The 24,886-nt window shown below is 47.0% G+C and carries 17 protein-coding genes; 13 read left to right on the top strand and 4 right to left on the bottom strand.

Annotation, left to right across the window (positions count from 1 at the left end):
* Window positions 1-111: 111 nt before the first annotated feature.
* Together ttcA and CWC22_RS08275 are read left to right on the top strand one after the other, a co-directional pair.
* Window positions 112-1,029, top strand: a complete 918-nt coding sequence (gene ttcA / locus CWC22_RS08280; protein ID WP_138538853.1) for a tRNA 2-thiocytidine(32) synthetase TtcA — start codon at window positions 112-114, stop codon at window positions 1,027-1,029.
* A gap of 453 nt (window positions 1,030-1,482) precedes the next feature.
* On the top strand, window positions 1,483-3,462 hold the full coding sequence (locus CWC22_RS08275; RefSeq protein WP_138538854.1) for a methyl-accepting chemotaxis protein: 1,980 nt from the start codon (window positions 1,483-1,485) through the stop codon (window positions 3,460-3,462).
* Between the two features lie 72 nt (window positions 3,463-3,534).
* On the opposite strand, the gene arsJ is transcribed toward CWC22_RS08275, so the two are convergent.
* Complete coding sequence (gene arsJ, locus CWC22_RS08270) at window positions 3,535-4,734, bottom strand: organoarsenical effux MFS transporter ArsJ (RefSeq protein ID WP_138538855.1); 1,200 nt, start codon at window positions 4,732-4,734, stop codon at window positions 3,535-3,537.
* Window positions 4,735-4,738: 4 nt separating this feature from the next.
* Window positions 4,739-5,752 (bottom strand): ArsJ-associated glyceraldehyde-3-phosphate dehydrogenase, encoded by a 1,014-nt coding sequence (locus tag CWC22_RS08265; RefSeq protein WP_138538856.1) that lies wholly within the window; start codon window positions 5,750-5,752, stop codon window positions 4,739-4,741.
* 228 nt (window positions 5,753-5,980) lie between these two features.
* Between CWC22_RS08265 and rsmF the strand changes: the two genes are divergently transcribed.
* From rsmF to map, 3 genes are all read left to right on the top strand, one after another.
* Window positions 5,981-7,420 carry a 16S rRNA (cytosine(1407)-C(5))-methyltransferase RsmF gene (rsmF, locus tag CWC22_RS08260; RefSeq protein WP_125561417.1) on the top strand — a complete coding sequence of 480 codons (1,440 nt, stop codon included), beginning with the start codon at window positions 5,981-5,983 and terminating at the stop codon, window positions 7,418-7,420.
* A gap of 739 nt (window positions 7,421-8,159) precedes the next feature.
* Window positions 8,160-8,372, top strand: a complete 213-nt coding sequence (locus tag CWC22_RS08255; RefSeq protein WP_049863010.1) for a ParD-like family protein — start codon at window positions 8,160-8,162, stop codon at window positions 8,370-8,372.
* Window positions 8,347-9,153 (top strand): type I methionyl aminopeptidase, encoded by an 807-nt coding sequence (gene map / locus CWC22_RS08250; RefSeq protein WP_138538857.1) that lies wholly within the window; start codon window positions 8,347-8,349, stop codon window positions 9,151-9,153. The genes CWC22_RS08255 and map overlap by 26 nt, the downstream gene beginning before the upstream one ends.
* A gap of 138 nt (window positions 9,154-9,291) precedes the next feature.
* Here the strand turns inward: map and CWC22_RS08245 are convergent, their stop codons facing one another.
* Window positions 9,292-9,540, bottom strand: coding sequence for a zinc/iron-chelating domain-containing protein (locus CWC22_RS08245; protein ID WP_010385461.1), 249 nt, complete (start codon window positions 9,538-9,540; stop codon window positions 9,292-9,294).
* Window positions 9,541-9,761: 221 nt separating this feature from the next.
* Between CWC22_RS08245 and CWC22_RS08240 the strand changes: the two genes are divergently transcribed.
* From CWC22_RS08240 to CWC22_RS08225, 4 genes are all read left to right on the top strand, one after another.
* Window positions 9,762-10,937 (top strand): efflux RND transporter periplasmic adaptor subunit, encoded by a 1,176-nt coding sequence (locus CWC22_RS08240; RefSeq protein ID WP_125561458.1) that lies wholly within the window; start codon window positions 9,762-9,764, stop codon window positions 10,935-10,937.
* A gap of 3 nt (window positions 10,938-10,940) precedes the next feature.
* Window positions 10,941-14,084 carry an efflux RND transporter permease subunit gene (locus CWC22_RS08235; protein WP_138538858.1) on the top strand — a complete coding sequence of 1,048 codons (3,144 nt, stop codon included), beginning with the start codon at window positions 10,941-10,943 and terminating at the stop codon, window positions 14,082-14,084.
* 198 nt (window positions 14,085-14,282) lie between these two features.
* Complete coding sequence (locus CWC22_RS08230) at window positions 14,283-16,628, top strand: PKD domain-containing protein (protein ID WP_138538859.1); 2,346 nt, start codon at window positions 14,283-14,285, stop codon at window positions 16,626-16,628.
* 162 nt (window positions 16,629-16,790) lie between these two features.
* Window positions 16,791-17,228, top strand: coding sequence for a hypothetical protein (locus tag CWC22_RS08225; RefSeq protein ID WP_049863006.1), 438 nt, complete (start codon window positions 16,791-16,793; stop codon window positions 17,226-17,228).
* Window positions 17,229-17,349: 121 nt separating this feature from the next.
* Here CWC22_RS08225 and CWC22_RS08220 read toward each other — a convergent pair whose 3' ends face one another.
* Window positions 17,350-19,614, bottom strand: a complete 2,265-nt coding sequence (locus CWC22_RS08220) for an acyl-CoA dehydrogenase (protein WP_138538860.1) — start codon at window positions 19,612-19,614, stop codon at window positions 17,350-17,352.
* 148 nt (window positions 19,615-19,762) lie between these two features.
* Between CWC22_RS08220 and CWC22_RS08215 the strand changes: the two genes are divergently transcribed.
* From CWC22_RS08215 to CWC22_RS08200, 4 genes are all read left to right on the top strand, one after another.
* The gene (locus tag CWC22_RS08215) at window positions 19,763-21,574 is read left to right on the top strand and encodes a M2 family metallopeptidase (RefSeq protein WP_138538861.1); all 1,812 of its coding nucleotides are present in this window, start codon (window positions 19,763-19,765) and stop codon (window positions 21,572-21,574) included.
* Between the two features lie 123 nt (window positions 21,575-21,697).
* Window positions 21,698-23,026, top strand: coding sequence for an IS4 family transposase (locus CWC22_RS08210; protein WP_195879835.1), 1,329 nt, complete (start codon window positions 21,698-21,700; stop codon window positions 23,024-23,026).
* A 108-nt stretch (window positions 23,027-23,134) separates the two neighbouring features.
* A complete protein-coding gene (locus tag CWC22_RS08205; RefSeq protein ID WP_125561467.1) occupies window positions 23,135-23,944 on the top strand; it encodes an ABC transporter permease subunit in 810 nt (269 codons plus the stop codon).
* Window positions 23,941-24,858 carry an ABC transporter ATP-binding protein gene (locus CWC22_RS08200; RefSeq protein WP_138539703.1) on the top strand — a complete coding sequence of 306 codons (918 nt, stop codon included), beginning with the start codon at window positions 23,941-23,943 and terminating at the stop codon, window positions 24,856-24,858. The genes CWC22_RS08205 and CWC22_RS08200 overlap by 4 nt, the downstream gene beginning before the upstream one ends.
* Window positions 24,859-24,886 lie beyond the last annotated feature (28 nt).

The following is a 24,886-nucleotide window of genomic DNA, read 5'->3' as shown; positions in this document are numbered from 1 at the left end:
CCTCTCCCTCTATGCCTGCGTGTATTCACACTGCTAATATTGCAGTTTACTGGTCTGGCGGTATAATGCGCCCTTATTTATTTTTGCCGTCATTTTTACATAGGGGGGCGAGTGTCTCACTCACAAGAAGCAAAGCAAGCATATAGCCTTAACAAGTTGCAAAAACGCTTAAGAAGGCTGGCCGGTCAGGCTGTTGGCGATTTTAATATGATCGAAGAGGGTGACCGCGTCATGGTTTGTCTGTCTGGCGGTAAAGATAGTTATACCCTGCTGGACGTGCTACAGCACCTTCAACGTGTTGCCCCTATTAAGTTCGATGTATTCGCCATTAACCTGGATCAGAAGCAACCTGGGTTCCCTGAGCATATCTTACCCGAATATCTGGATACCCTTGGCATTGAGTATAAGATTGTAGAGGAAGATACCTATTCAATCGTAAAAGATAAGATCCCCGAGGGTAAAACCACCTGCTCGCTGTGTTCACGTCTGCGTCGTGGTATCTTATACCGCACGGCAAAGGAAATGGGAGCGACCAAAATCGCACTGGGGCATCACAGAGACGATATGATTGAAACCATGTTCCTCAACATGTTTTACGGTGGCAAGTTAAAAGGCATGCCTCCCAAGCTAATGAGTGATGATGGTCAGCATATGGTGATACGTCCTCTGGCCTATTGTAAAGAAGCGGATATCGCACAGTATGCGCAAAGCCAGGCTTTCCCCATCATTCCCTGTAATCTATGTGGCTCACAAGAAAACCTGCAGCGTAAGCATGTCAAAGCGATGCTCAACGAGTGGAATAACTCTCATCCAGGCAGAGTTGAAAGTATTTTTACGGCTATGCAAAATGTTGTTCCTTCTCATCTTGCCGATCATGCTCTGTTTGATTTCCAGGGTTTACAAAAAGACGACATCATTGATGGCGGAGACATTGCGCTCGATAAACCACAGTTCCCTGACGCGCCACAAAGCACGGTACAGGATGAGGACGAATCAGTCGTTCAGATCCAGGCTATTGAGCTTAGCTAAATCATGCCAATTTGCTTAAATTAGTGTTCCATTTTGAGGCGAGAAAATAGGGTCGATAGCACCGCTCCCGCGTCCTGCTATCGCTGAGGCACCTACATCCCTATAGGCGAGGCTAAAATTTGTGAACCAATGTTTAAGGTATAAGGTTCTAAATGACAATTTTTTACGCCGTTAGCACCATATTTACTCCTTCAAATTGAACAGGTACTAAGTGAAATAGGTATTAAGTGTTCCGGATGCGCCAGCATCCGGATCCGGCAATGCAGATCCCTGCCACATAACCACACACAAAACGAAGTAAACAGCAAAGTGCAGAAACAAAAATAAGAATTTAGTTTCTTTTTTTTAACTTTTTGCCCATCAGAGTTCCCACTAAAGGGATTTTTGTTTACAATGTGTGATGATAATCATTTTTAATTGCAATTAGCAAAACAACCCAAAGTCAGGTACTCCATGTCCACCAAACTACGTTTGTTGATTTCCTTCTTGCTGGTTGGCTTACTGCCCGCCGCATTTATGGCTATCACATCCTTAATGACCGCATCCGATGCGTTGGAACGTCAAGCTTATAATCAGTTGACCTCGATCAAACATATTAAACATCGCCAAATTGACGATTACTTTCAGGCACGCAAGGCAGACCTAAGTCTGATTGCCGCACAATGGCAACAAATCGCCAGTACTGAAGTACATTCGACTACAGCTCAATTAGCGCATAAAAACCATGCTTTGTTTAAGCACTTTATTGAACAGAAAGGGTTTTATGACTTGTTCATTATAGACACTGACGGCTTCATTGGTTACACCGTCGCACAGGAGAGCGATTATAAGACCAACCTGAGATCCGGGCCCTATCGCGATTCCGGGCTTGCACAGTTATTTCGCAATGCACTCAATGGCAAACAGTTTTTTATTACTGACTACCAGCGATACGCCCCCAGCAATAATGAGCCAGCCGCCTTTATAGGTGTTCCGATCCAGATTAACGGACGGACCCACTCTATTATTGCTTTGCAAATTGCCATTGATACTATCAACGATATCATGCAACAACGCGATGGTATGGGGAAAACCGGCGAGTCTTATCTGGTTGGCTCAGATTTGAGAATGCGCTCTGATTCATATCTCGACCCCACTGCACACAGTGTGACAGCGAGCTTTGCAGGGTCAGTTGCCCGAAACGGCGTCGATACCTACGCGGTCAGACGCGGTTTACAGGGGTTTTCAGAAACTGAACTGATCATTGATTACAACGGTAACCCCGTCTTGTCTGCCTATATGCCCTTTAAGTTCGAAAATCTGAACTGGGTGTTATTGAGTGAGATTGATAAAGCTGAAGCATTTACTCCGATTTATCAGTTATATTGGTTTATTGCGATAATTGGCGGAATTGCAATTATCGCAATCAGCATTGCTACCTGGTTAATAGCCAATTCCGTGTTACGTCCACTCGGCGGGGAGCCCAGTATGATGCGTGATATCAGTGAACGTATCGCCTCAGGTGACTTGCGCCAGGATTTCAGTCAGGATACCAATGTTACGGGTGTGTATGGCGCGATGCGACAAATGACCAGTTATCTCACGGGCGTGATTGGGACTATCAGTGAGACGACTTCCCAACTTGCTGTCACAGCCAGTCAGACCAGTGCAGCCAGCGAACAAGCCAATACCAGCTTACAAGAGCAACATGCGAATATAGAGCAAGTTGCGCTCGCTATCAGTGCTACAGCTCAATCCATTGAAAGCGTTGCAGGCAGCGCTAATCAGGTTGCCCTACTCAGTGTCAGAGCAGAAGAAAGTACAGACGCAGCCAGTCATACTTTGGCGCAATGCGTTTCAAAAATGAGCACTTTGGATCAAGTGATCAATGACTCTGAGCGTGCAATTAAGAATGTAGAATCTGGCGCTCAGAATATCGGCAAGGTCATAGAAGTGATACAGGCAATTACCGAGCAAACAAACTTGCTTGCATTAAACGCCGCCATCGAAGCCGCTCGTGCCGGTGAACACGGCCGGGGCTTTGCTGTCGTTGCAGACGAAGTACGCCAGCTGGCGCACAAAACTCAGCAATCTACTGGCGATATTGAAACCATGATCCTTGAGCTGCAAAACGCAACCACACAAGCCGTTGATAAAATGCATCAATCTTCCGAAGTCGCACAGGCCTCTATCTCAGCTACGAATGAGAGTGCCCAAAGCTTGCAAAAAAGCGTCACACAGATCCAGGAGATCTCAGTAAGTGCAAAACGCATTGCGCAAGAAGCGCAGCAACAGACCTCGACAACCGAAGAGATCAGCTACAACATTGATGCCATTAAACAAGCCGCACTGGATAATGCAGCTGGGGCCGATCAGGTAGCCAGTGCAAGTCTGGATCTGGACAAACAATCGAGAAAGCTCAAACAAATTACGGCCAGCTTCAAGCTGCCATAAATAGCATTCCATTGCTTACAGCGTAAGCCAACTGGTTAGAGTCAGTTGGCTTACGCTAATTTGGAGAGTTTATCATCTGATATGGCGTTGCAATCCGTAGGTAAGTACTGTCGCTAACACAAGCAAAACGCTGGAAATCAACAAACAACTAATCAGGCCACCGTACTGGTATGCAAGCCCTGATAAAACAGTGCCGGCCAAGCGCCCCATGGCGTTGGCCATATAGTAAAATCCGACATCCATCGATACGCCATCTTCATCCGCAAAGTGCACTATCAAAAAACTGTGCAAAGAAGAATTCACGGCGAATACTGCACCAAATATCAACAGGCCCGCAATAATGGAAATCTGAACATACCACTCATACCACAACGCCAATGCAATAAGCGCAGGCAGCAAGCAAAGCGTAGCCACCCAGATAAATGCCTGTTGGGTATTAGAGCGCCGCTTGCCCAACAATTTAGGCGCATTTGCCTGAACCAGCCCATACGCTATGACCCAGCAAGCTATAAACCCGCCAACCCACCAGTGATCCCAGCCGAATACACTGGCCAGATAAACCGGCAATGCCACTACGAACCAAACATCTCTGGAGGCAAACAAAAACAGTCTTGCACCCGATAACCAGTTGACCTGTTTGCTGGTCGAAAACATCTCTGAAAATTTAGGCTTATGCTTCTTCTTGCCCAAATCTTGCTTTAGCAGTACCAGGCTGAGCAACCAGGTTACCAGTAGCATCGCACTCATAAACCACAATGCCCCCTGGAACCCTAGCTGGGTCAGCAGCAAGCCCCCCATAAAGAAGCCAACCCCTTTGAGTGCGTTCTTCGAGCCGGTCAGGATTGCAACCCACTTAAACAAGACACCATCCTGCTCTTTAGGCACCAGCAACTTAATGGCGCTTTTAGCGCTCATCTTATTAAGGTCTTTAGCAATGCCTGATAGAGCCTGCGCAACCATAACATAGGCAATACTTAACCACTGTGGGTCCACGGCCAGCATCAGCAGCGCGACAATTTGCAAAAACAGGCCGACATTCATGGTTTTGTTCAGGCCCATTCTGGCACCCAACCAGCCTCCAACCAGGTTGGTCACTACGCCAAAGACCTCATAAAGCAAAAATAAAGAAGCAATGGCGAGCGGACTGTAACCTAGCTGATGGAAGTAGAGCACCACCAGCATTCTCAGTGCACCGTCGGTCAGGGTAAACGACCAGTAATTACCTGTAATTACCAGGTACTGCTTTATTGGCGCTGATAACTGCTGCAGCACGCTTTTACCCCCAACGCTGAGCAATCACGTAGCGCACAAGATCAGCGGTGCGATTAGCATAGCCCCACTCATTGTCATACCAAACGTAAAGCTTAACCTGAGTCCCATTTACGACCATAGTAGACAGAGCATCAATAATAGCGCTGCGCGGGTCCGTTTTATAGTCGATGGACACCAAAGGGCGAGTTTCATAACCCAAAATGCCAGCTAGCTCTCCCTGTGCAGCCTGCTCCATCCAGCCATTGATTTCTTCGACGGTTGTTTCGCGATTTACTTCGAATACACAGTCGGTGATCGACGCATTCGTCAGCGGCACGCGCACCGCGTGACCATTCAGCTTCCCTTTCAGTTCCGGAAATATATGAGTTATAGCGGTCGCCGATCCGGTCGTAGTAGGAATTAAGCTTGTGCCACAAGCACGGGCTCTGCGCAGATCTTTATGTGGCGCATCAATAATGGTCTGAGTATTAGTGATGTCGTGAATTGTGGTCATTGACCCATGTTTAATACCAATGTTGTCCTGCAACACTTTAACAACAGGTGCAAGACAGTTAGTGGTGCACGATGCAGCCGTCACTATGGGGTGAGACTCAGCCTCGAATAGCTGCTGGTTGACGCCCATCACAACATTCAGTACACCCTCTTCTTTTACCGGCGCTGTTACCACGACCTGTTTGACACCCTGCGCAAAGTAACCCGCCAGCTTCTCTTTGGTTTTCATCTTGCCACTGGCTTCAATGACCAAATCACAACCAGACCAGTCAATGCTTTCGATCTGTTTTTGCTGCGTTACGGTAATGTGTTTATCTGCAATCACCATAGTGCCTGCATCACTGGCTTGCGCTTCGAATTGCCACTTACCATGCACTGAGTCAAAGTTCATCAGGTGCGCCAGTGTATGCGCATCACCGCCCGGGTCGTTAATGTTTACAATTTCTATGCCTGCCGATTGCCATAATGCCCGCATGGTCAATCTGCCCATGCGTCCAAATCCATTGATACCTACTTTGATTGTCATGTGAATTACCTTTTTAATTACACCGGAGCTACTCTGAAGCGTTTCAGGACAAGCCTTCACCCTCCAAACAAAATATGCGAAATATATTATATATGTTTTTCCGTATATTCAAGATAAATGGCAAAGCATTGCCTTGCTACGAGGAATATAGCCTCTTGGGGTCAGTCTATCCCCGTGTGATGTCAATTAGTGGTAAACTAGTCACTAAAAGTGCAAGAGATACTGACTTTGGACAACAAAACTTATATTCCCGATGATTTTATTGCAGATGTCGCCAGCTACCTACCGGCGCACCTGACGATGGATGACTTTATTGCCAGCTGTCGCACCGGCCTGCGACGCGCTGTCCGTGTTAATACCCTAAAGATGTCGCTGCAAGAATTTGAACATCAGGCTGCGCAACTAAACTGGCACATTGAGCCTATTCCCTGGTGCGAGCAGGGCTACTGGCTAACCCGCACAGCAGAAGAAGAAGCCAACCTGCCTATCGGTAATACTGCCCTGCACCTGAGTGGCTGTATCTACGTTCAAGAAGCAAGCTCTATGCTGCCACCTATGGCGCTGGCCACTTCTTTGACACCAGGAGAGCATGTACTGGATATGGCCGCAGCGCCGGGGTCAAAAACGTCACAGTTGGCCGCTTTAATGGGCAATCAGGGGATTCTGATTGCCAATGAACTCTCATCTTCCCGATTAAAGACACTGGCCGCTACGCTAAAGCGTATGGGCGTGGCCAACTGCGCACTGTCACACTTTGATGGTCAGGTGTTTGGTGATTATATGTATGAAAGTTTTGATCATATATTACTGGATGCGCCCTGCTCTGGAGAAGGGACTGTGCGCAAAGACCCGGATGCGCTTAAGAACTGGTCACTGGCATCGAACCAGGACATCGCCGAGGTACAAAAAACACTGATCCACAGTGCCTTTATGGCCTTAAAACCCGGCGGTACTTTGGTGTATTCAACCTGTACCCTGACACCAGTAGAAAACCAGCAGATCTGCGACCACCTGCTCGAGGCCTTCTCAGAACATGTCGAAGTCGTACCACTTAACACTTTGTTCCCGGATGCTAACAAAGCAGCTACGGCACAAGGCTACTTACATGTCTGGCCGCAAATCTACGACAGTGAAGGTTTTTTTATTGCCAAATTTAGAAAAACAGGCAGTGTCGAGCACCCACAACAAAAGACAAAAAAAGGACAATTTCCCTTTTCGCCCACCACCAAAAAAGACCAGCAAGCATTTGAGGCAAGTATAAAGCAACAGTTTGGGATCAAGTCTTTACCTGGCACGCTAATGAGTCGAGACAAAGAATTATGGTTATTTCCTCAACACATGGAAACACTGCAGGAAAAAATCAAATACTCGCGAATTGGCATTAAAGTCGCCACAACCCATAAAAATGGGGTCAAACTTGAGCACGAGTTTGCTACCTGCCTCGGTCATCTTGCAACAAGTAATGTGTTTGAGTTAGATCCCGCACAAGCAAAAGCATACTTTCAGGGACAAGATATCCGCCTTGGTTCCCCGGGACCCGCACAGGGTGAGGTGGTACTTACACTATGCGGCGCACCAGTCGGGCTCGGCAAGTGGCAAAAAGCCAAAATCAAAAACAAGCTGCCACGCGATCTGGTACTCAATGGCCAGTTAATAACTTGGGTATAACCTGAACAAAAGTTTTTGATAATTTTAAGACCATTCATTTATATGTAAGTAACGTATTGTTTTTGATAAAGTAATTAATATTTCAAATGTTTGTAAATTTTATGAAGCCTTAGCTACACTTAAATGACTTTCTACTTCTCCCTTGTAATTAGAAGGTGTTTTTAAGTTAGCGCATGGCTCCAAAATTGAGCCTTTCCCTAAGCCCGACTCCCTCAGAGTCGGGCGTTTTTTATGTCGCGGGATCTCATTTCAATTGTCCCTTAAACTGCTTTGTCTCAGCCACGCTGCATTTTTATAATTGGGTTTCGGTATTTTGAGGTGTGAAACAACCCAATGCGCTTAAGTTCAACGCACTCATCATCAACCATGAACAGGCAGACAGTTTTCCGCCTGTCATATTACTGACAAGTACTATTTCAATTAAGTAATCACCGCCAGCAAGCAATCTTATCTCAGGTATGCAGAAACACACCGTTTGTATCCATGATCATATCAAACCGAATAAGAAAGTACCGCTCAGTCAAGAAAACGGGTAAATGCCGGCGCCTGAAAGACATATCGACAAGTACTGCGTCCTTTTCATTGCAAATACTTGCACGAACGCCCGAAGACATGAAGCCTGAGTACTTTATTGAGCTGCAGTAACCAGAGTTGATAGCCTGCTGACAAAAATAGTTTGCATCCCCTTTATGTAGCAACGTATGATTCATATACGGAACATATATAAATTAGATATAAAATGGGTATCGTTAAAATTTCAGACGAAGTACACGAAGAGCTACGACAGGCCAGTCATGTTATGTCACGGTCTATCAATGCTCAGGCGGAGTTTTGGATCAAAATGGGCCGACTGGCGGAACTGAACCCAGATATGACCTTTGCCCAAATAATCAGACAACAACTTAATCACACAAGGAATGACACCATTGACTCAGGTCACGATCAAAAATAATGCAGCCATCTCGCTTATGCGCGAATCTGGGGCCATGTTAGCCCAAGTATTTAAAGCCCTGGATGAGCAAGTAAAACCAGGCGTCACAACACTACAACTGGATGAATTCGTTGAGCATTATATTGTAGATGTGCTTGGTGCTACTCCAGCGAGTAGAGGTCAGTATGGATACCCTTACTCAATCAATACGTCAATTAACGAAGTCGTCTGTCACGGCATGCCAAACGCAAAACATCTCATTGATAGCAGAGATATTCTGAATATCGATATCACCCTTAAACATCAAGGTTACATTGCTGATTCCAGCAAAATGTATATGATGCCAAATGCCAGTGATGCAGCCCGGGCGCTGGTTAACAATACCGTCAAAGCACTGTGGCGTGGTATCAATCAGGTAAAGCCCGGCGCAACACTGGGCGATATCGGCCATGCAATTGGAGAGTTTGCACGGCTAAAAGGGTTGAGCGTCGTAAGAGAATATTGCGGCCACGGAATTGGCACTGAAATGCACGAAGCACCTGAAGTGCTGCATTTTGGACGCCCTGGTACCGGACTAAAACTCATACCCGGCATGACCTTCACCATTGAGCCGATGCTTAATCAGGGTAGCCACAGGGTTAAGACGCTCAAAGATGGCTGGACTGTGGTGACAAGAGACCGTGCTTTATCAGCTCAGGCAGAGCACACACTCTTGGTAACCCCGACAGGATTTGAAGTATTAACCTTGCGAGAAGAAGAAAAACTAGAAGGTTTGCCTGCCAATACCCTACCGCATACTTAGGTTGCTCCCCTGAATCGCCTCATTCTCAGTGATTACAGGAGATAGGTTGTTATTGGGGACGCTGAATAGCAAATGTAAAACATTTCAGGGTTGGTTTGGGTTATTCCCCGAATTGACTCTCTTTTGTTTATGATGGCTCTAAGTACACTGCTCCAGCTCAGTGATCAACCACATTGCATGCGCATTATCTGTCCCACATACATCTTCACAGGGCACAAAGTCGCCACAGACTTTAGGGCGACTGGGATCGCCAAACAACTTACACAGATTATCATCATCCAGTTGTACACACCGCTCTCCCGCGGGTTTGCCCTGCGGCATTCCCGGAATTGGCGAACTGATACTTGGTGCTATGCAACATGCACCACAACCCAAACGACACTCCATCAGACCCTTCATAATTTGAATTTAACGAATAAAGCAAGCGATTATACGCCAATCCACCGATGAAAACACTAAACTGACAGCCAATCGGTAAGCAACCAGACATGATTGCAATGCCTTGTTACATTATTTGAAATGATTAAAACACCTAGACACATCTGTTCGCGTATCCTTAACCAGGTTAGAGAAATCGATTCAACCGTTATTGATGGAAGGAATAACTCGTGGCTAGTAAAAAACAAATCCTATTACCCGTTGCGGTGCTACTCGGTGGCCTCGCCACCGCTTTTGCATTCTCTGCAATGAAGCAACCGCCCGAAGAAAAACCTGAAAAAGTCATTCATCCGCTGGTTGAAGTGCAGCCAATTGATATGGCCCCGATGCAACTGATGGTCGACTCTTACGGGCTCGTCACCCCTAAGTACAGCACTGAACTGGTCGCTCAGGTCAGTGGCCAGTTAATAGAGCTGTCAGACAAGTTTGTCAAAGGGGGGTTTGTGCGCCAGGGAGAAACCTTAGCGCGCATTGACCCCAATGACTATGAAGCCGCGTTAATTGAGGCCGAAGCGAGCCTGGCTCAGGCACACTCTGCGCTAGAAATTGAACAGGCACAGGCTCATGTCGCCAAAACAGAATGGCAACGAATTAAAGACAATGCACACTCGACCATTCCCTCTGAGCTGTATCTGCGCAAGCCTCAGCTGGCAGAAAAGCTGGCGCGTTTCAAAGCAGCACAGGCCAGTGTCAAACGTGCAAAACGCAATCTCGAGCGCACCTACATTAAGGCGCCCTATGACGCCATTATTACTAATCGCTCATTGAGCCTTGGCAGTGTTGTTAACCCAGGCAGTACTTTGGGTGTTCTGAACGCAATATCCGTAGCAGAGATCCGCTTACCTGTTGCGGACCACGAACTGAGATATCTGCATAACAATGGGTTAGATGCCACGGTGAAATTATCTGCAAAAGTCGCAGGGCAAGCCGTTTCGTGGCAAGGCACAATTGTACGCAGCGAAGGCGTTGTCGATAATAAAAGCCGCATGACCTATCTGGTTGCTCAGGTCGCTGCACCATATGATAACCCGAGCCAGCCACTGCGCTTTGGTACTTACCTGAATGCACAAATAGAGGGTGTATCAGTCAGTAATGCGGTGCGGATCCCTCGTCACTTGATACGCGAAGGCAAAGTGGCGTTACTTGACCAGAATCAACAACTCACTTTCAAGCCCGTCACCATTATTCGCGAAGTAGACGGATATGCGGTGGCCACAGAAGGCCTGAGCGACGGACAACAACTCATTACCTCTGCTCTGGAATACCCGACGGAAGGAATGCAATTGCGCCTTGATACATCGCCAGTGATTGCCGCAGAGACGCAACTGGCTTTAAAGGAGGAGTAATCTATGCAAGGCACACGTGAAAAAGGCTTGATAGCCTGGTTTGCCCGCAATCCGGTTGCGGCAAACCTGTTGATGATTTTTATCCTGGTGGGCGGCTTGCTCAGTGCTTTTACCATACGCAAGCAGATGTTTCCCCAGTTTGAAAACAACTGGTTAAGTGTTCAGGCAGTGTACCCGGGCGCTGCACCACAAGAAGTTGAAGAAGGGATCACCATTAAAGTTGAAGAGTCGATGGAAGGGCTTGAAGGGATTAAACGCCTAATCACCTACTCTAACCGAGGCTTCTCGCAAACCTGGATCGAAGTAGAAGAAAAGTACGACCCGCAAGACGTGCTGGACGAAGTAAAAATGCAGGTCGACTCTATTTCAACCTTTCCGGCTGGCATGGAGCGTCCAATAGTCCGCCGCGATAAATTTGAACAAGAAGTGATGTTTTTGTCACTTAATGGCGAAATGAACTTCCACCAGCTGAAACAACTGGGAAATGAAATACATGACGAGATGCTCGCATTGCCAGGCGTCAACCTTGTTGGTTTCAATGGTGGCCTGAATTATGAGATCAGCATTGAGATTAGCCCAGATAGACTCCGCGAATATGGCCTGACATTCCGAGATATTTCGGAAGCCGTTAAAAACTTCTCAGCTAATATGTCGGCAGGTCAGATCCGCTCAGACAACGGTTATATATCAATGCGGGTCGAAAATCAGGCCTATCGCGGCCATGAGTTTGAACAACTGCCGCTGTTAACACTTGCTGATGGCGCACAAATAAAGCTAGGTGATGTTGCGACTGTCACAGATGGCTTTGAAGAAGGCCTGTTGTACTCTCGTTACAACGGCAGAAACTCACTGGTATTTGAGGTAAGAGCGTCAAAAGATCAGGATATCACCAAAGTTGCGCAGGTTATGAAAGCTTACCTGGCTGATAAAGCAACACAATTGCCTCAGGGGGTCGAGCTTGAGCCCTTTATCGATCTCACTTATTACCTTGAAGGCCGCCTCAACATGATGGTAGAAAACATGTTGTGGGGCGGTATCCTGGTCATGCTCATGCTAGCGCTGTTTTTGCGCGTTCGCCTGGCTTTTTGGGTTATGATGGGGTTACCTGTGTCGTTTTTAGGGGCGTTCTTATTCATGCCGATGGGCATGCTGGATGTCACGATTAACCTCGCCTCTTTATTTGCTTTCATTCTGGTGCTGGGCATCGTGGTCGATGACGCGATTGTTGTTGGCGAATCAGCCCATGCTGAAATTGAAAAACATGGTCACAGTCTCGACAACGTAGTGCGAGGTGTAAAACGTGTCGCCATTCCCGCAACGTTTGGAGTATTAACCACAGTCGCCGCATTTTTACCACAAACCTTTGCAACAGGTCCTGCCGCCGCATTCTCCAAAGCCATTGGTGGTGTGATTATTTTGTGCCTGCTGTTTTCACTGGTTGAGTCTAAACTTATCCTGCCCGCGCATTTGGCAGCGATGAAAGACCGCCCGGATAACCCTAAAAACCCGCTACACCGCGCCAGAGCTATCATTGATGGGGCACTTAAAAATTTCATTGAAAATCTCTACCGCCCATTTATCGAACGCTGTATTCATTATCGATATACTGTGATCGTCGCTTTCCTGTCTATCATCATTGTCAGCGGCGGTATGTTCGCAGGCGGTCTGGTTAAGTTTGTTGCAAACCCAAAAATTCCCCATGACTTCCCTCGTATCACCATAGATATGAACCTGTCATCTTCCGAGTCTGCGACTTTGGCCACGGCCAAGAAAGTGGAGCAGGTTATTCTGGATGTTGAGAAGCAGATTGAAGCGCAGTATGGTGCGAACATGATAAAAGACCTGTCTGTGAATCTGCGCGGCCGAACCACCGCTTCAATCATGGCCATTTTGGTAGAACCCCATAAGCGCCCTATAGATACCTTTGCCCTGAGTGCACTTTGGCGAGAAAACATGCCCCCACTGCCAGGTGTGAAATCATTGAATATCCAGGACAGCATTATGAATGGTGGCCGGGATGATGGTGATATCAGCTTCCGCCTGGAAGGCAAAGACAAAAAAGCACTGCAAGAAGTCGCTGGCAAGCTCAAGGAGAAGCTCCGTACTATTGCTGGTGTGGGCGATGTCAATGATTCCATGCAATCAAGCACAGAAGAAGTGCAGCTCGAACTTAAACCGCTTGCCTACAGCATGGGCCTCACTTTGGCTGACGTGGCATCTCAGGTCAACTTCAGCTACTACGGCCTGGAAGCACAAAGGATCCTGCGCCGTGGTGAAGAGATCAAAGTCATGATCCGTTATCCACAAGAGCAGCGTAATACCATCAGCGACATTCAGTCAGTCCGGATAATTACGCCTAGCGGAGCAGAAGTCCCATTGGGAGAAATTGCCGATATTAACCTGGTCGAGGGGGTCAATCGTATCCGTCGCGAAAATGCGAAAAGGACTATCAATGTCTGGGCATCTGTTGACACAGATCAGGCTGAGCCATTCAAAATCGCTGAAGAGATCAGAGATGAGTACTTACCTTCACTGTTACAAAACTACCCAGGTGTAAGCAGCAGTGTTGCTGGTCGCATTCAGGAAGAAATGGACAGTGTAGCTGAGCAAATTCGCGACTTTGCTTTGTCTTTGATGATCATATTTGCGCTGCTGGCAATTCCACTTCGCTCCTATTCTCAGCCTATCCTGATTATGTCTGTCATCCCATTTGGTGTCGTAGGTGCAGTTTTTGGCCACATGGTACTCGGTATGACTATGAGCAGCTTGTCTTTCTTTGGCATCATCGCAGTCGCAGGCGTGGTCGTTAATGACTCACTGGTCATGGTCGACTTTGTCAACAAAGCGCGAGAGCAAGGCATGACCATCAAGGAAGCGGTTGTTGAAGCAGGTTGCAAGCGCTTCAGAGCCATTTTGTTGACTTCTCTGACTACTTTTATTGGCCTGGTCCCCATTCTTCTGGAAACCAGTCTGCAGGCACAAATCGTGATACCTATGGCAGTCTCTTTGGCATTTGGTGTGTTATTCGCGACGGTGATCACACTGATCCTCATTCCTTGTCAATACGTGGCACTGGAAGATCTCAAACGCATTATCAAACGCTTTAGAAAGCCACAAGCAAGCGAAGAAACATTGCAGCAAAGCTAACAATTTGCAGTCTTAGTTCTACCCAACCAACTAAGCCCGGTCCCGTACCGGGCTTTTATTTTCACCTCTGTTCACCACGACTCGTTTAATTTTGTTGATGAATTAAAATACACAATCTAACAAATAAGCGTTTCCAAAATGGTACTTTTTTGTTGTATTCTCCATGATGAAATGAAAACGCAATAAAAGGAATGAATAATGCGGAATTATCTGCTGCTCTCCACTTTTGGGATTCTAGCCGCCTGTGGCGGTTCTTCTAATAACGACAATAAATCACCATCAACTGACAACACACAACAAGTCGTCAACCAGGCGCCCAGCGTCAGCCTGGAAGGCAATACCTTAGTCAACGCAGGTGATATTTTATCTCTGACGACCACAGTGACGGACCCGGAAAATGATTCGGTAACCGGTGTGTGGACCAGCTCCCTTGCGGGTGTTCAGTTTATCGATTCAACCGACGGCACACATCAGGTGATTTTCCCGGACGTCGATGAGCAGACACAAGTCACCCTGACCTTCACAGTCACAGACAGTCACGACAACCAGGTGAGCAAAACCTGGCAGGTAACTGTGATGCCCAAGTCCACTGCCGGACACATTGATCTCGTCGATACCCTGACACTAGCAGGAGGGGGACATGCCTCGATTACTGCGACCTTTGCTGTGACATCCGATATTGAAAAGGTTGATTGGCGCACAGACGGTTTTGAGCTCTCTAATAAGACAATCCTGCAAGGATATAACACGCGCTCAGGAGAAAGTACCTTTAGCTTTGATTCACCTGAGGTCACGCAAACCCAAGAATTTGATATTATCTTCGAAATTACCACCAGTGACGAAGTCATCACTAAAACCATCAAGGTCACGCTGGCACCGGAATCTGAGCCATCACTGACTGTCAGCCTGCCCGAACAGGTTACTGTGAATGAAAAAAACTCGCTGACAATACATGCTACAACTACCAATACCGATGACATCATCAGCTATGACTGGCAATGGCAAGGCACGACTCAGCCTTCTCAACAAACCCAAGATAAAGCTGCTTATACCTTCAGTGCTCCTGAAGTGAGTGCAGACCAAACCTTTACACTCCAACTCACTGTAACTATGAAGGGCGACATCAAAAAAACGGCAGAGACAACTGTTGTTGTGCAAAACGTCACCGACTTACAGGGCCTTAAGCTTACATTGGACCGCTCGGTCGCAGTGCCTGGACAAACAATCACAGCGTATTCCAACTTAACTGATTTCGATGATGTTGAAAATGTTACATGGAATATTCCTGACTTTAGTGATGAACTACTAAATAAATCAAACGATAAACTCGTGATTACCATCCCTGATGAAGATATCTTGCAAACTTCACGGCAAATTGAGTACACAGTTAAGCTCAAAAATGGTACTGAGCAATCAACCTTTGCTAATTTCACCTACGCCAATAGCACAGCAGCTAAAACCTTGATGATAGTCAAAGATCCCGGCGAATTTTCTATCTATCCGGACAGCAGTAGAATTTTAGAATTGGAATTTAATGGCGACGTTGATATCGAAGAAGTCATCGTTTCCAGTAGTGATTACGATCCCTATGACACCCTCGAAGCGATTAATGAGCGTAAGTATTTAACGCTAATCCTGAACAAAAAAACGATTACCCGTAAAGGCCTGACTGTCATAAAAGTCACAGCTAAAGCGGGTGATATTGTGCGTGAAAGTACGATTATTGGTACGGCTCATAACGCCATCGTCATCCCCTATGCTGGCGTAGAAGAGACCTATATTATGGGCAGCGAGGCGCACGTTTTTGGGCAAGTTTTTCACCTGAATGATATGCAAGATTTACCAAGTCACTGGCAGGCAGAGAGCACGGATGATAATGTAACCATTAAGCAAGTGTCGGATACCAGTGCTTCTGTAAAGTACAATGGTGAGACAGAACGCACCCTGACGCTTGAATTTCACGCCACTGATGAGCATGACCAGAGCGATCATAGCGATGTCAAACTAAGATATGAAAGCAATTACACTGTTCGAGGTGATGACTATGTTTGTAAAGTAACGGATGGTCAATTTGAATATTGCCGTGAAACCTTAGGTCAGACACTCTCTCTGGATGCCCCTGTCGAACTCAAACAAGTGATAACTAAAGGCGACTATGCCTGCTTGCTTGGCAATTATGGGACAATCATTTGTAATGCCAAGGGCGATAACCCGGTGAAAAACGTGCCTGCACAATTGCTTGCGACAAAACTTAACGCTGTCGACGCAAATAATGTATGTGCCCAGCTAAGCGATGCCAGCTGGCAGTGCTGGGGTAGTCGGGGCACAGAACTGACTGATCTGCTTGCGGCAAATGCGACCGTACATAAAGTACTGGCAAACGGCTCTCTCGCCTGTCTGGTAAGCAACAAAGACATCAAATGTTATAACGGTGACACGCAAACTAAACTAATCAAAGACGTATTACCACAAGATCTATTGCTGTATATAGGAGAAATTTGCTACCGAACAGGTCGCGGAACTCTAAAATGCGATATTGAGTAATCTAGATTTCAAACAGTTGCGGCGAAATGCTGCAACTGTTTGTCACTTCCCATTGATTTATAGTCGTTCCTCGTCATTCTCCCCGTATTTTACCGACCTGTACTTTACAAAAGCCCGATTAGAAGACAAACTAAAGTCATATTCACCCGAATTACTACTAAGATGAAATTACTACTTACTTTTTCAACTGTAATCCTATTGATGCTATCCGGTTGTGGTGATGATGACGCTGCGCGTGGGGACAAAAACACCCCTGGATATGCAGCAACGGTGTTTTTTGACGCACTGTATAATAAGAAAGACATGGAGTTGGCGTTAAGTCGCTCAACGCCACGCATGGGCAGGATCATGCGTTCTTATGGCACGCCATCTCAATTCGCCAGGAATCTGGTAAACATGCAGTACGATCAGGTGACCATTGAAGTGGATATGACAAATCAAAGCTTACGGGAACAATACGGCAACGAAGCCCGTATCAACTTAATTTTTACCGGTATGTTGCACGGAGAGCAGGTAGACGATATGCGCAGCGTCCAGCTTATAAGGCGCAAAGGCGAGTGGTATGTTGACAAAATTAACGCCGACCCATTTGCTCGCTAAGCTTATACTTGCATCCCCCTCTAATTTTCTTTGGTCGTCATTTATTTCGTGTGAGTCAAATAGCCGACTCACACAAACAACGAAGCAACAATAAGTGATAGCTATCACATAGCGAATGACATTAAGCGCTTTCATCCACACTCAGGGCCTTCCGACTGGCTTGGAACCATTCCACGAGCAACTCTCTCTCCTCTTCGTCAAGGATACATTCCGCGACAGCCATCGCAAGCTGCTCATCAGTATTTAATACCAGCAACTTTGCCTGATGGGCCTTTTGCCAACGTTCAAACTTATGCAACCCTTGCTCGCATTTGGGAAATAGCTGAAATGCCTTTTCCAGTGCAGCCAACCCTGCATGTCCTGAAGTATCACATAGATTACTTACCCGTGCGAGGGTCAGCTTATTACGATAAAGGCTATCACACAGTGCCGTAATCAAACGGTCCGACGGACCATTCACAGCGCTTCCGAAAGGCATAAACCAGCGTTTTGCTATGGTCTTTAACCCGGTAGGCGCGAAATTATCGATGAACCCGGTAAAAGCCTGCTCAAACGCACTGAGATGGAATTGCATAGCATAATGCACCAGAGGTAAATCACTGCACTGACGACCGTCATCCTCAAACTTTTTCAATACACATGACGCCAAGTAGAGCTGGCTCAACATATCACCGAGCCTGGCTGAGCGCATTTCCTGCAGCTTTAGTTTGCCTCCCAAAACCAGCATTGCCAGGTCACTCAGGACAGCTAAAATCTGGCTATACCAGGTCAGCGTTTTGTAGTAGCGTGCTACCTCTCCGGCAACGGGTGCAGATGAAAACACACCACAAGTCAGGCCATTAAACGACGCTTTGAGAAAGGTTTTACCGCTATGGGCCAAATGCTGCATTAGTACCTTGTCGAATTGCTGCAATGCCATATCCGCATCCTGCTCTTGTGCAGCCGCCATTTCTTTGAGCACGTAGGGATGGCAGCGGGTTGCGCCCTGACCAAAAATCATTAAATTACGCGTCAGGATATTCGCGCCCTCTACAGTAATGCTGATGGGCATCCCCTGATAATGCAGCGCAAGATAGTTCAGTGGCCCGCGCTGAATTGCTTTACCACCATGTAAATCCATTGCATCGTTGATAGCAACTCTGGCCATTTCGGTCAGGTGGTATTTGGCAATCGCCGTGATCACCGCAGGACTTTTATTCAGGTCTATGGCCATCGCAGTATTTTGTCGGGTGGCCTCTATGCTGTAGCTCAGCCCCGCGATCCGAGCCAATGCCACCTGGACCCCTTCAAATCGCCACAATGACTGCTTAAACTGTCGCCTGACACGACAATAAGCAGTCGACGCCTTAGCACTCAACTGTGCGGTTCCTGCACTTAAAGCCGGTAATGAGATACCCCGCCCGGCGCTCAGACAAGAAACCAGCATGCGCCAGCCCTTACCTATCCCGTCCATCTCCCCGATAACCCAGTGCATAGGGATAAACACCCCCAGCCCTTGTGTTGTGCCATTCATAAACGCCAACCCCATAGGATCATGTCTTGCTCCAACCTTAACACCCGGATGGTCGGTCGGGATGAGTGCACAGGTAATGCCTAATTCAGTTGCTTCTGATAAAAGCTGATCGGGATCATATACTTTAAACGCCAACCCAAGCACGGAAGCCACAGGTGCCAAAGTGATATAACGCTTATGCCAGGTGACTTTCAGGCCCAAAGTCATTTCCCCATCAAACTCTTGCTTACACACCACCGCAAAATCGGTAATGCCACCGGCGTCTGAGCCAGCTTCAAGGGAGGTCAATGCAAAGCACGGCAGTGCTGAACCATCTGCCAATTTAGGTAGCCAGGTTTGTTGTTGCTCGGGAGTACCAAAATGCAGTAATAGTTCAGCCGGACCCAGACTGTTTGGCACCATCACGGTCACTGCCGCAGACAAACTGCGCGTGGCAATTTGCGCTACAATGGCCGAGTTGGCCTGCGCACTAAAGGCTTTGCCGCCGAATTTTTCTGGAATAATGAAAGCGAAAAACCCCTTTTCTTTCAGAAATTGCCAAACTTCCGGTGGCAAATCGCCCTGAGCACAGATCTGACTTTCATCCAGCATCGCCATCAGCTCAGCCAATTCATGTTCAATAAAGTCTCGCTCATGGTCACTCAACCCAGGCTTGCCCGTTTTCAGCCATTGTGACCAGTTGGGTTTTCCACTGAACAAACTTGCATCCCACCAGGTATCACCAGCCTCCATCGCTTCACGCTCAGTTTGTGATAGCTGGGGTAATGCTCGCTTGAAATATGCTAAAGCAGGGTTCGAAACAACTTTTAACCTAACTTCTTTAACATAGAAAATAAAACACACAGCAATGAAGACGAGTATCAGTAACCACATAGTTTCGGCACCTCCCGGTTGATGGCGCTTTAAGTATGGAACAAATGCCACTTATCACAATATTTTTACTCTGCTCATACAACGCGAATTGTCGCAATCAGCCGACACTGGTATTATCACGTCTCTAATAACGATAATTGGAACAATGATGGCACTACAATTCAAACTCAGCCTGGGCGCCCTCGTGGTTGCCGGGGCACTCTCTCTGAGTGGATGTAACTCAACAAGCACGTCAACCTTGACCGAAAAAGATGCAGAAGCATTTTTAACCAAAGCAGAACAAGAGCTACAGGACCTGAGCTACCGCAGTGCACGTTCAGCCTGGATCTATGCCAATTTCATAACGGAAGACACGGCATCATTGGCCGCTGACGTAAGCCAGGAGTACACAGAAAAACTGGTCGCATTAGCCAACGAAGCAGCCAAGTTTGATGAGCTTGAACTGAGCTACGACAATCGCCGTAAACTCGACAAACTGAAGCTTAACCTGACATTGCCAGCACCAAAAGACGCAGCAAAAACGGCTGAATTAGCTAAGCTATCGGCTGAGCTGGACGGTATGTACGGCAAAGGAAAATACTGTAAAAACGGCAACTGCATGAGTTTGGGTGAAATGACATCCAAAATGGCCAATAGCCGAAACTACGATGAATTGTTAGACGTATGGCAAGGCTGGCGCCAGGTTTCTCCTCAGATGCGTCCTTTGTATAAAGATTTGGTCTCTTTAGCAAATGAAGGTGCTCAGGAGCTCGGATATCGTGACACAGGCGCAATGTGGCGCAGCAAATACGATATGCCGGCTGATGACTTCGCCAAAGAGCTTGATCGCATCTGGGGTCAAGTAAAACCGCTTTATGACTCTTTGCATTGTCATGTCCGTGCCAAGCTAGGCGAGAAATATGGTGAAGATAAAGTTCCACAAGATCAGCCAATCCCAGCGCACCTGCTAGGTAACATGTGGGCTCAGCAATGGGGCAACATCTATGACCTGGTAGCACCAGAAAATGCCGATCCGGGTTATAACGTCACTGAACTGCTTGAGCAGCATAACTACGATGAAATCAAAATGGTGAAAGGTGCAGAGAAGTTCTTTACTTCAATGGGCTTTGAACCACTGCCAGAGACTTTCTGGACTCGTTCGTTATTCACCAAACCACAGGATCGTGACGTACAATGCCATGCATCAGCCTGGAACTTGGATAACAAAGACGATCTGCGTATTAAGATGTGTATCCAACGCACTGGCGAAGAATTCTCTGTTATTCACCACGAGTTAGGCCACAACTTCTATCAACGAGCTTACAACACACTGCCGTTGTATTATCAGGAAAGTGCCAACGATGGTTTCCATGAAGCTATCGGTGACACGATCGCCCTGTCAGTAACGCCAGGCTATCTAAAAGAAATCGGTTTGTTAGAGCAAGTACCTGATGAATCAAAAGACATTGGTCTGCTGATGAAAATGGCGCTGGATAAAATAGCCTTCATTCCATTTGGCCTGTTGGTTGACCAATGGCGCTGGAAAGTCTACTCCGGAGAAATCAGCCCGCAAGAATACAACCAAGCTTGGTGGGACCTGCGTGAAAAGTATCAAGGTCTTAAAGCGCCGATCACTCGCAGCGAAAACGATTTTGATCCAGGTGCAAAATACCACGTACCGGGCAATGTACCTTACACGCGTTACTTCCTGGCGCATATCCTTCAGTTTGAATTCCACAAAGCTTTGTGTGAGATTGCCGGTAGTAAAGAAGCCATTCACCGCTGCTCTGTCTACAACTCGAAGGAAGCTGGTGAGCGCTTAAATGCCATGCTTGAAATGGGCAGCAGCCGCCCATGGCAAGAAGCACTGGAAAGCGTCACTGGCAGCCAACAAATGGACGCAACAGCTATTCTGGACTACTTTGCACCACTGCAGACCTATCTGGACGAGCAAAATAAAAACCGCCAATGCGGTTGGTAACCCTCTCCATGTAAAAAAAGGAGTCTTCGGACTAATGCCGATCAGTTAAGAATTAAATAGATCAGTTGACCGATCTTTTAAAGGCTTCAAAATCCAATATCATTTCTGATATTGGATTTTTTTATGTCTTTAGAACAAGCCTTTTGCAGTGCGTTTGAGCAACTGCCCGAAAGTGTTACCTTTGAAAAACTTAATCACTTTCTGGATGCCGAAATACTGGAGCAAGCCTTTCAACGCGCTGGCGTTGCAACTATCAGAAAACGCAGGCTTCCACTCGAGGCTGTGATGTGGACTGTGATTGGTATGAGCTTCTTTCGCCAACAGTCGGTTTGGGATTTAGCTTCCCACATGGAAATTGCTCTGCCTGGAGATAGCAAATTAATCGCCCCAAGCGCCCTTGTTCAGGGAAGGCGAAGACTCGGTAAAGACAGTGTCAAAAATGCCTTTGAAATGATGGCTGCGCATTATTATCAGCAAGCAAACTTTGAAACTTGGTGCGGGTTAAACCTCCTGGCCGTCGACGGTGTTACTTGGCGAGCTCAAGACACGCCTGAAAATCGTGAATGTTTTGGCTCCCCCAGCAATCAGCATGGCGAAACCGCTTTTCCACAAATTCGAATGGTGTGTCATATGGAGCTGACCAGCCATCAACTTATCAGCAGTGCTTTCAGCGGATATAAAACCAATGAAATGAAGCTGGCAGACAAATTAGTTGCCACCACGCCAGACCACAGCCTCACGATGTTCGATAAAGGGTTCTACTCATTAAACCTACTCCACCAATGGCAAACACATGGCACCGAGAGGCACTGGTTAATACCGGTGAAGAAAGGGCTTCAGTTTGAAGTGATTAAATCTAATGGTCGTTTAGATAAATTGGTGCGCTTAAAAACAACTCCACAATCTCATAAGCAATCGCCTGATTTACCTGCGTATGTAGAAGCCCGACTTGTGACGAAAAAAATTAAAAACAAGGAATATCAAATACTCACATCGATGATAGATGTGCAGAGGTTTCCTGGCGAAGAAATAGTTGAGCTTTACAGCCACCGCTGGGAAATAGAATTGGGTTATAGAGAAATCAAGCAGACACTTTTAAACAATGAATATACGCTAAGAAGCAAAAAATCAGATATGGTTGAGCAAGAGCTGTGGGGCTTACTCCTGGGGTACAACTTGCTGCGTCAGGTGATGACTCAAGCGGCATCTCGTAAAGGAATATGGGCCAACCAATTAAGCTTTAGTAATTGCGCCAACGCGATATTAAGTTACTTAGGGCGACTCCCCCTCGCCAGCCCGGGAAACATCCCAAAACACTATGAGATGTTAATACAAACATTGGGTCACTTTGAGCTGCCGACACGACGAGAAGATCGGGTCTATCCTCGAGCCATAAAACCAAAGCCAAGTAAGTACCCAGCTAGAAAAAACAATGCCAGTCAGCTTAACTGACTGGCATTAGTCTTCGGACTCCTTTTTTTGTTCGCCACACTCTGAAACAATTCTCACCTTTCCCATCTATTTGCTTTTGCGTTAAGGTATCCGCAAAAGGAGTGCACTATGCCACTAAAAAGAATCATTTTATTGAGTCAGTTTGAACTGACCCGCTTGTTTGCGACCAAACGCGGCTGGCTGGCACTGGCCGCCTTTACTATGGTGTGGCTGATGATCTTACGCTACCCCATTTATCATGCCGTTTCAGTACTCAACAGCGCAGAGTTCTCAGATATCGCTGTACAAATAGCCGGTTCAGTGGGACTTTATTCATTAGCACGCTGGCCGGAGGCTGAACTGTCGGTCTACTGGATCATTGCCTTGTTTAGCTTTCCAGTCTTTACCTTGTTTGTCAGTGCCGATCAGACTGTTGAGGACGCTAAACGGGGCACGCTCAGATTCCTGACATTACGTGCCAGCCGAGGAGAGATCCTGCTTGGTCGATTTGCAGGCCAGGCCCTCATTTTACTAACCCTGATCACGGCCTCAGCTCTTGCAGCCTGGATACTCATGCTAACCCGGGACACCACATTGGCCATGGTCGGCCTCGGCAAAGTCACCTCCATTATCATGTTACTCGTATTAACAACACTTCCCTTCATCGCACTGATGAGTTTACTTAATCTGCTCGCAAGCTCGGCCAGGCTGAGTATCATTTATGCCAGCTTGCTCTTCACTGTCGGGAATATGCTGATTGGTTACCTAACCTCTTTGTTCGAACCGGTTCACTGGCTGTATTATTTGCTACCCGGTGTGCATATCAGTGACATTGCTCCCTGGCACGGTATCGGTTTACACGCCATTGCACTTCCCCTGCTACAAACTGCGGTATTGCTGAGTGCTGCTTTTTGGCTAATGAAAAGGAAAGATCTATGAGTACCTCAACGTCATTCGTCATTGAAGTCAATGAAGTCACCAAGCGATTTGCCAACAAGTGCGCACTGGATAAGGTCAGCTTTACGTTAGGTCACGGTCATACGGTTGCACTGGTAGGCCCTAATGGAGCAGGAAAAACAACGCTATTCAGTATCTTGTGTGGCTTCTTACAAGCTGACGCAGGCAGCGTCAAAGTACTTGGACATACACCAGGCAACAACGCCCTGTTTGGTGTGCTCAGTGCCTTGCCGCAAGATGCGCAGCTGGATCCTCGCTTTTCGGTTGGCAAACAACTGACCTTTTATGGCCAGTTACAGGGATTAAGCCACCGTGACGCAACGCAGGAAACGGCACGTGTTTTGGAGCTAGTTGACCTCGGTAACCAGCTCAATGCCAAGGCCTCTGAGCTGTCGCATGGTATGAGAAAGCGGATCTGCATTGCACAAGCTTTGATTGGACAACCCAAAATCGTCCTGCTGGATGAAGCTACGGCAGGATTGGATCCCATCAATGCAAAAGCCATCCGTTCATTGATTGCAAGTCTAAGTAAAGACATCACCTTTATGCTCAGCTCACATGATCTGAGTGAGCTGGAGCGCTTATGTGACACTGTGCTGTACCTTGAACAAGGCAAACTAACCAGTCACCAAAGATATACCCAAAACAATTCAGGCACCGCCTTTTTGACCTTACAACTGCAACGGTTAACGGATCAGATGAGAGATCAAATAGCACAGCTTGACGGGGTTAAGCACGTCAGACAGTCTCAGCCCGATGAGTTTGTTATCGAGTATGATACCTGCCATAAGGCGTTGGATATCGCATTACTGGAGCTCTGCCATCACCAGGGGTGGACTTATAAGCAGCTAATTAATGGCAATACCCTGGAAAATGAGCTGTTCACAACAACTTAGTCTACACTAACAACATGAAATTTTGGTT

The organism is Pseudoalteromonas rubra (assembly GCF_005886805.2).
GTDB lineage: Bacteria > Pseudomonadota > Gammaproteobacteria > Enterobacterales > Alteromonadaceae > Pseudoalteromonas > Pseudoalteromonas rubra_D.
The sequence above is the reverse complement of the archived record's forward strand: the minus strand, read 5'-3'. Positions and strand labels throughout refer to the sequence as shown.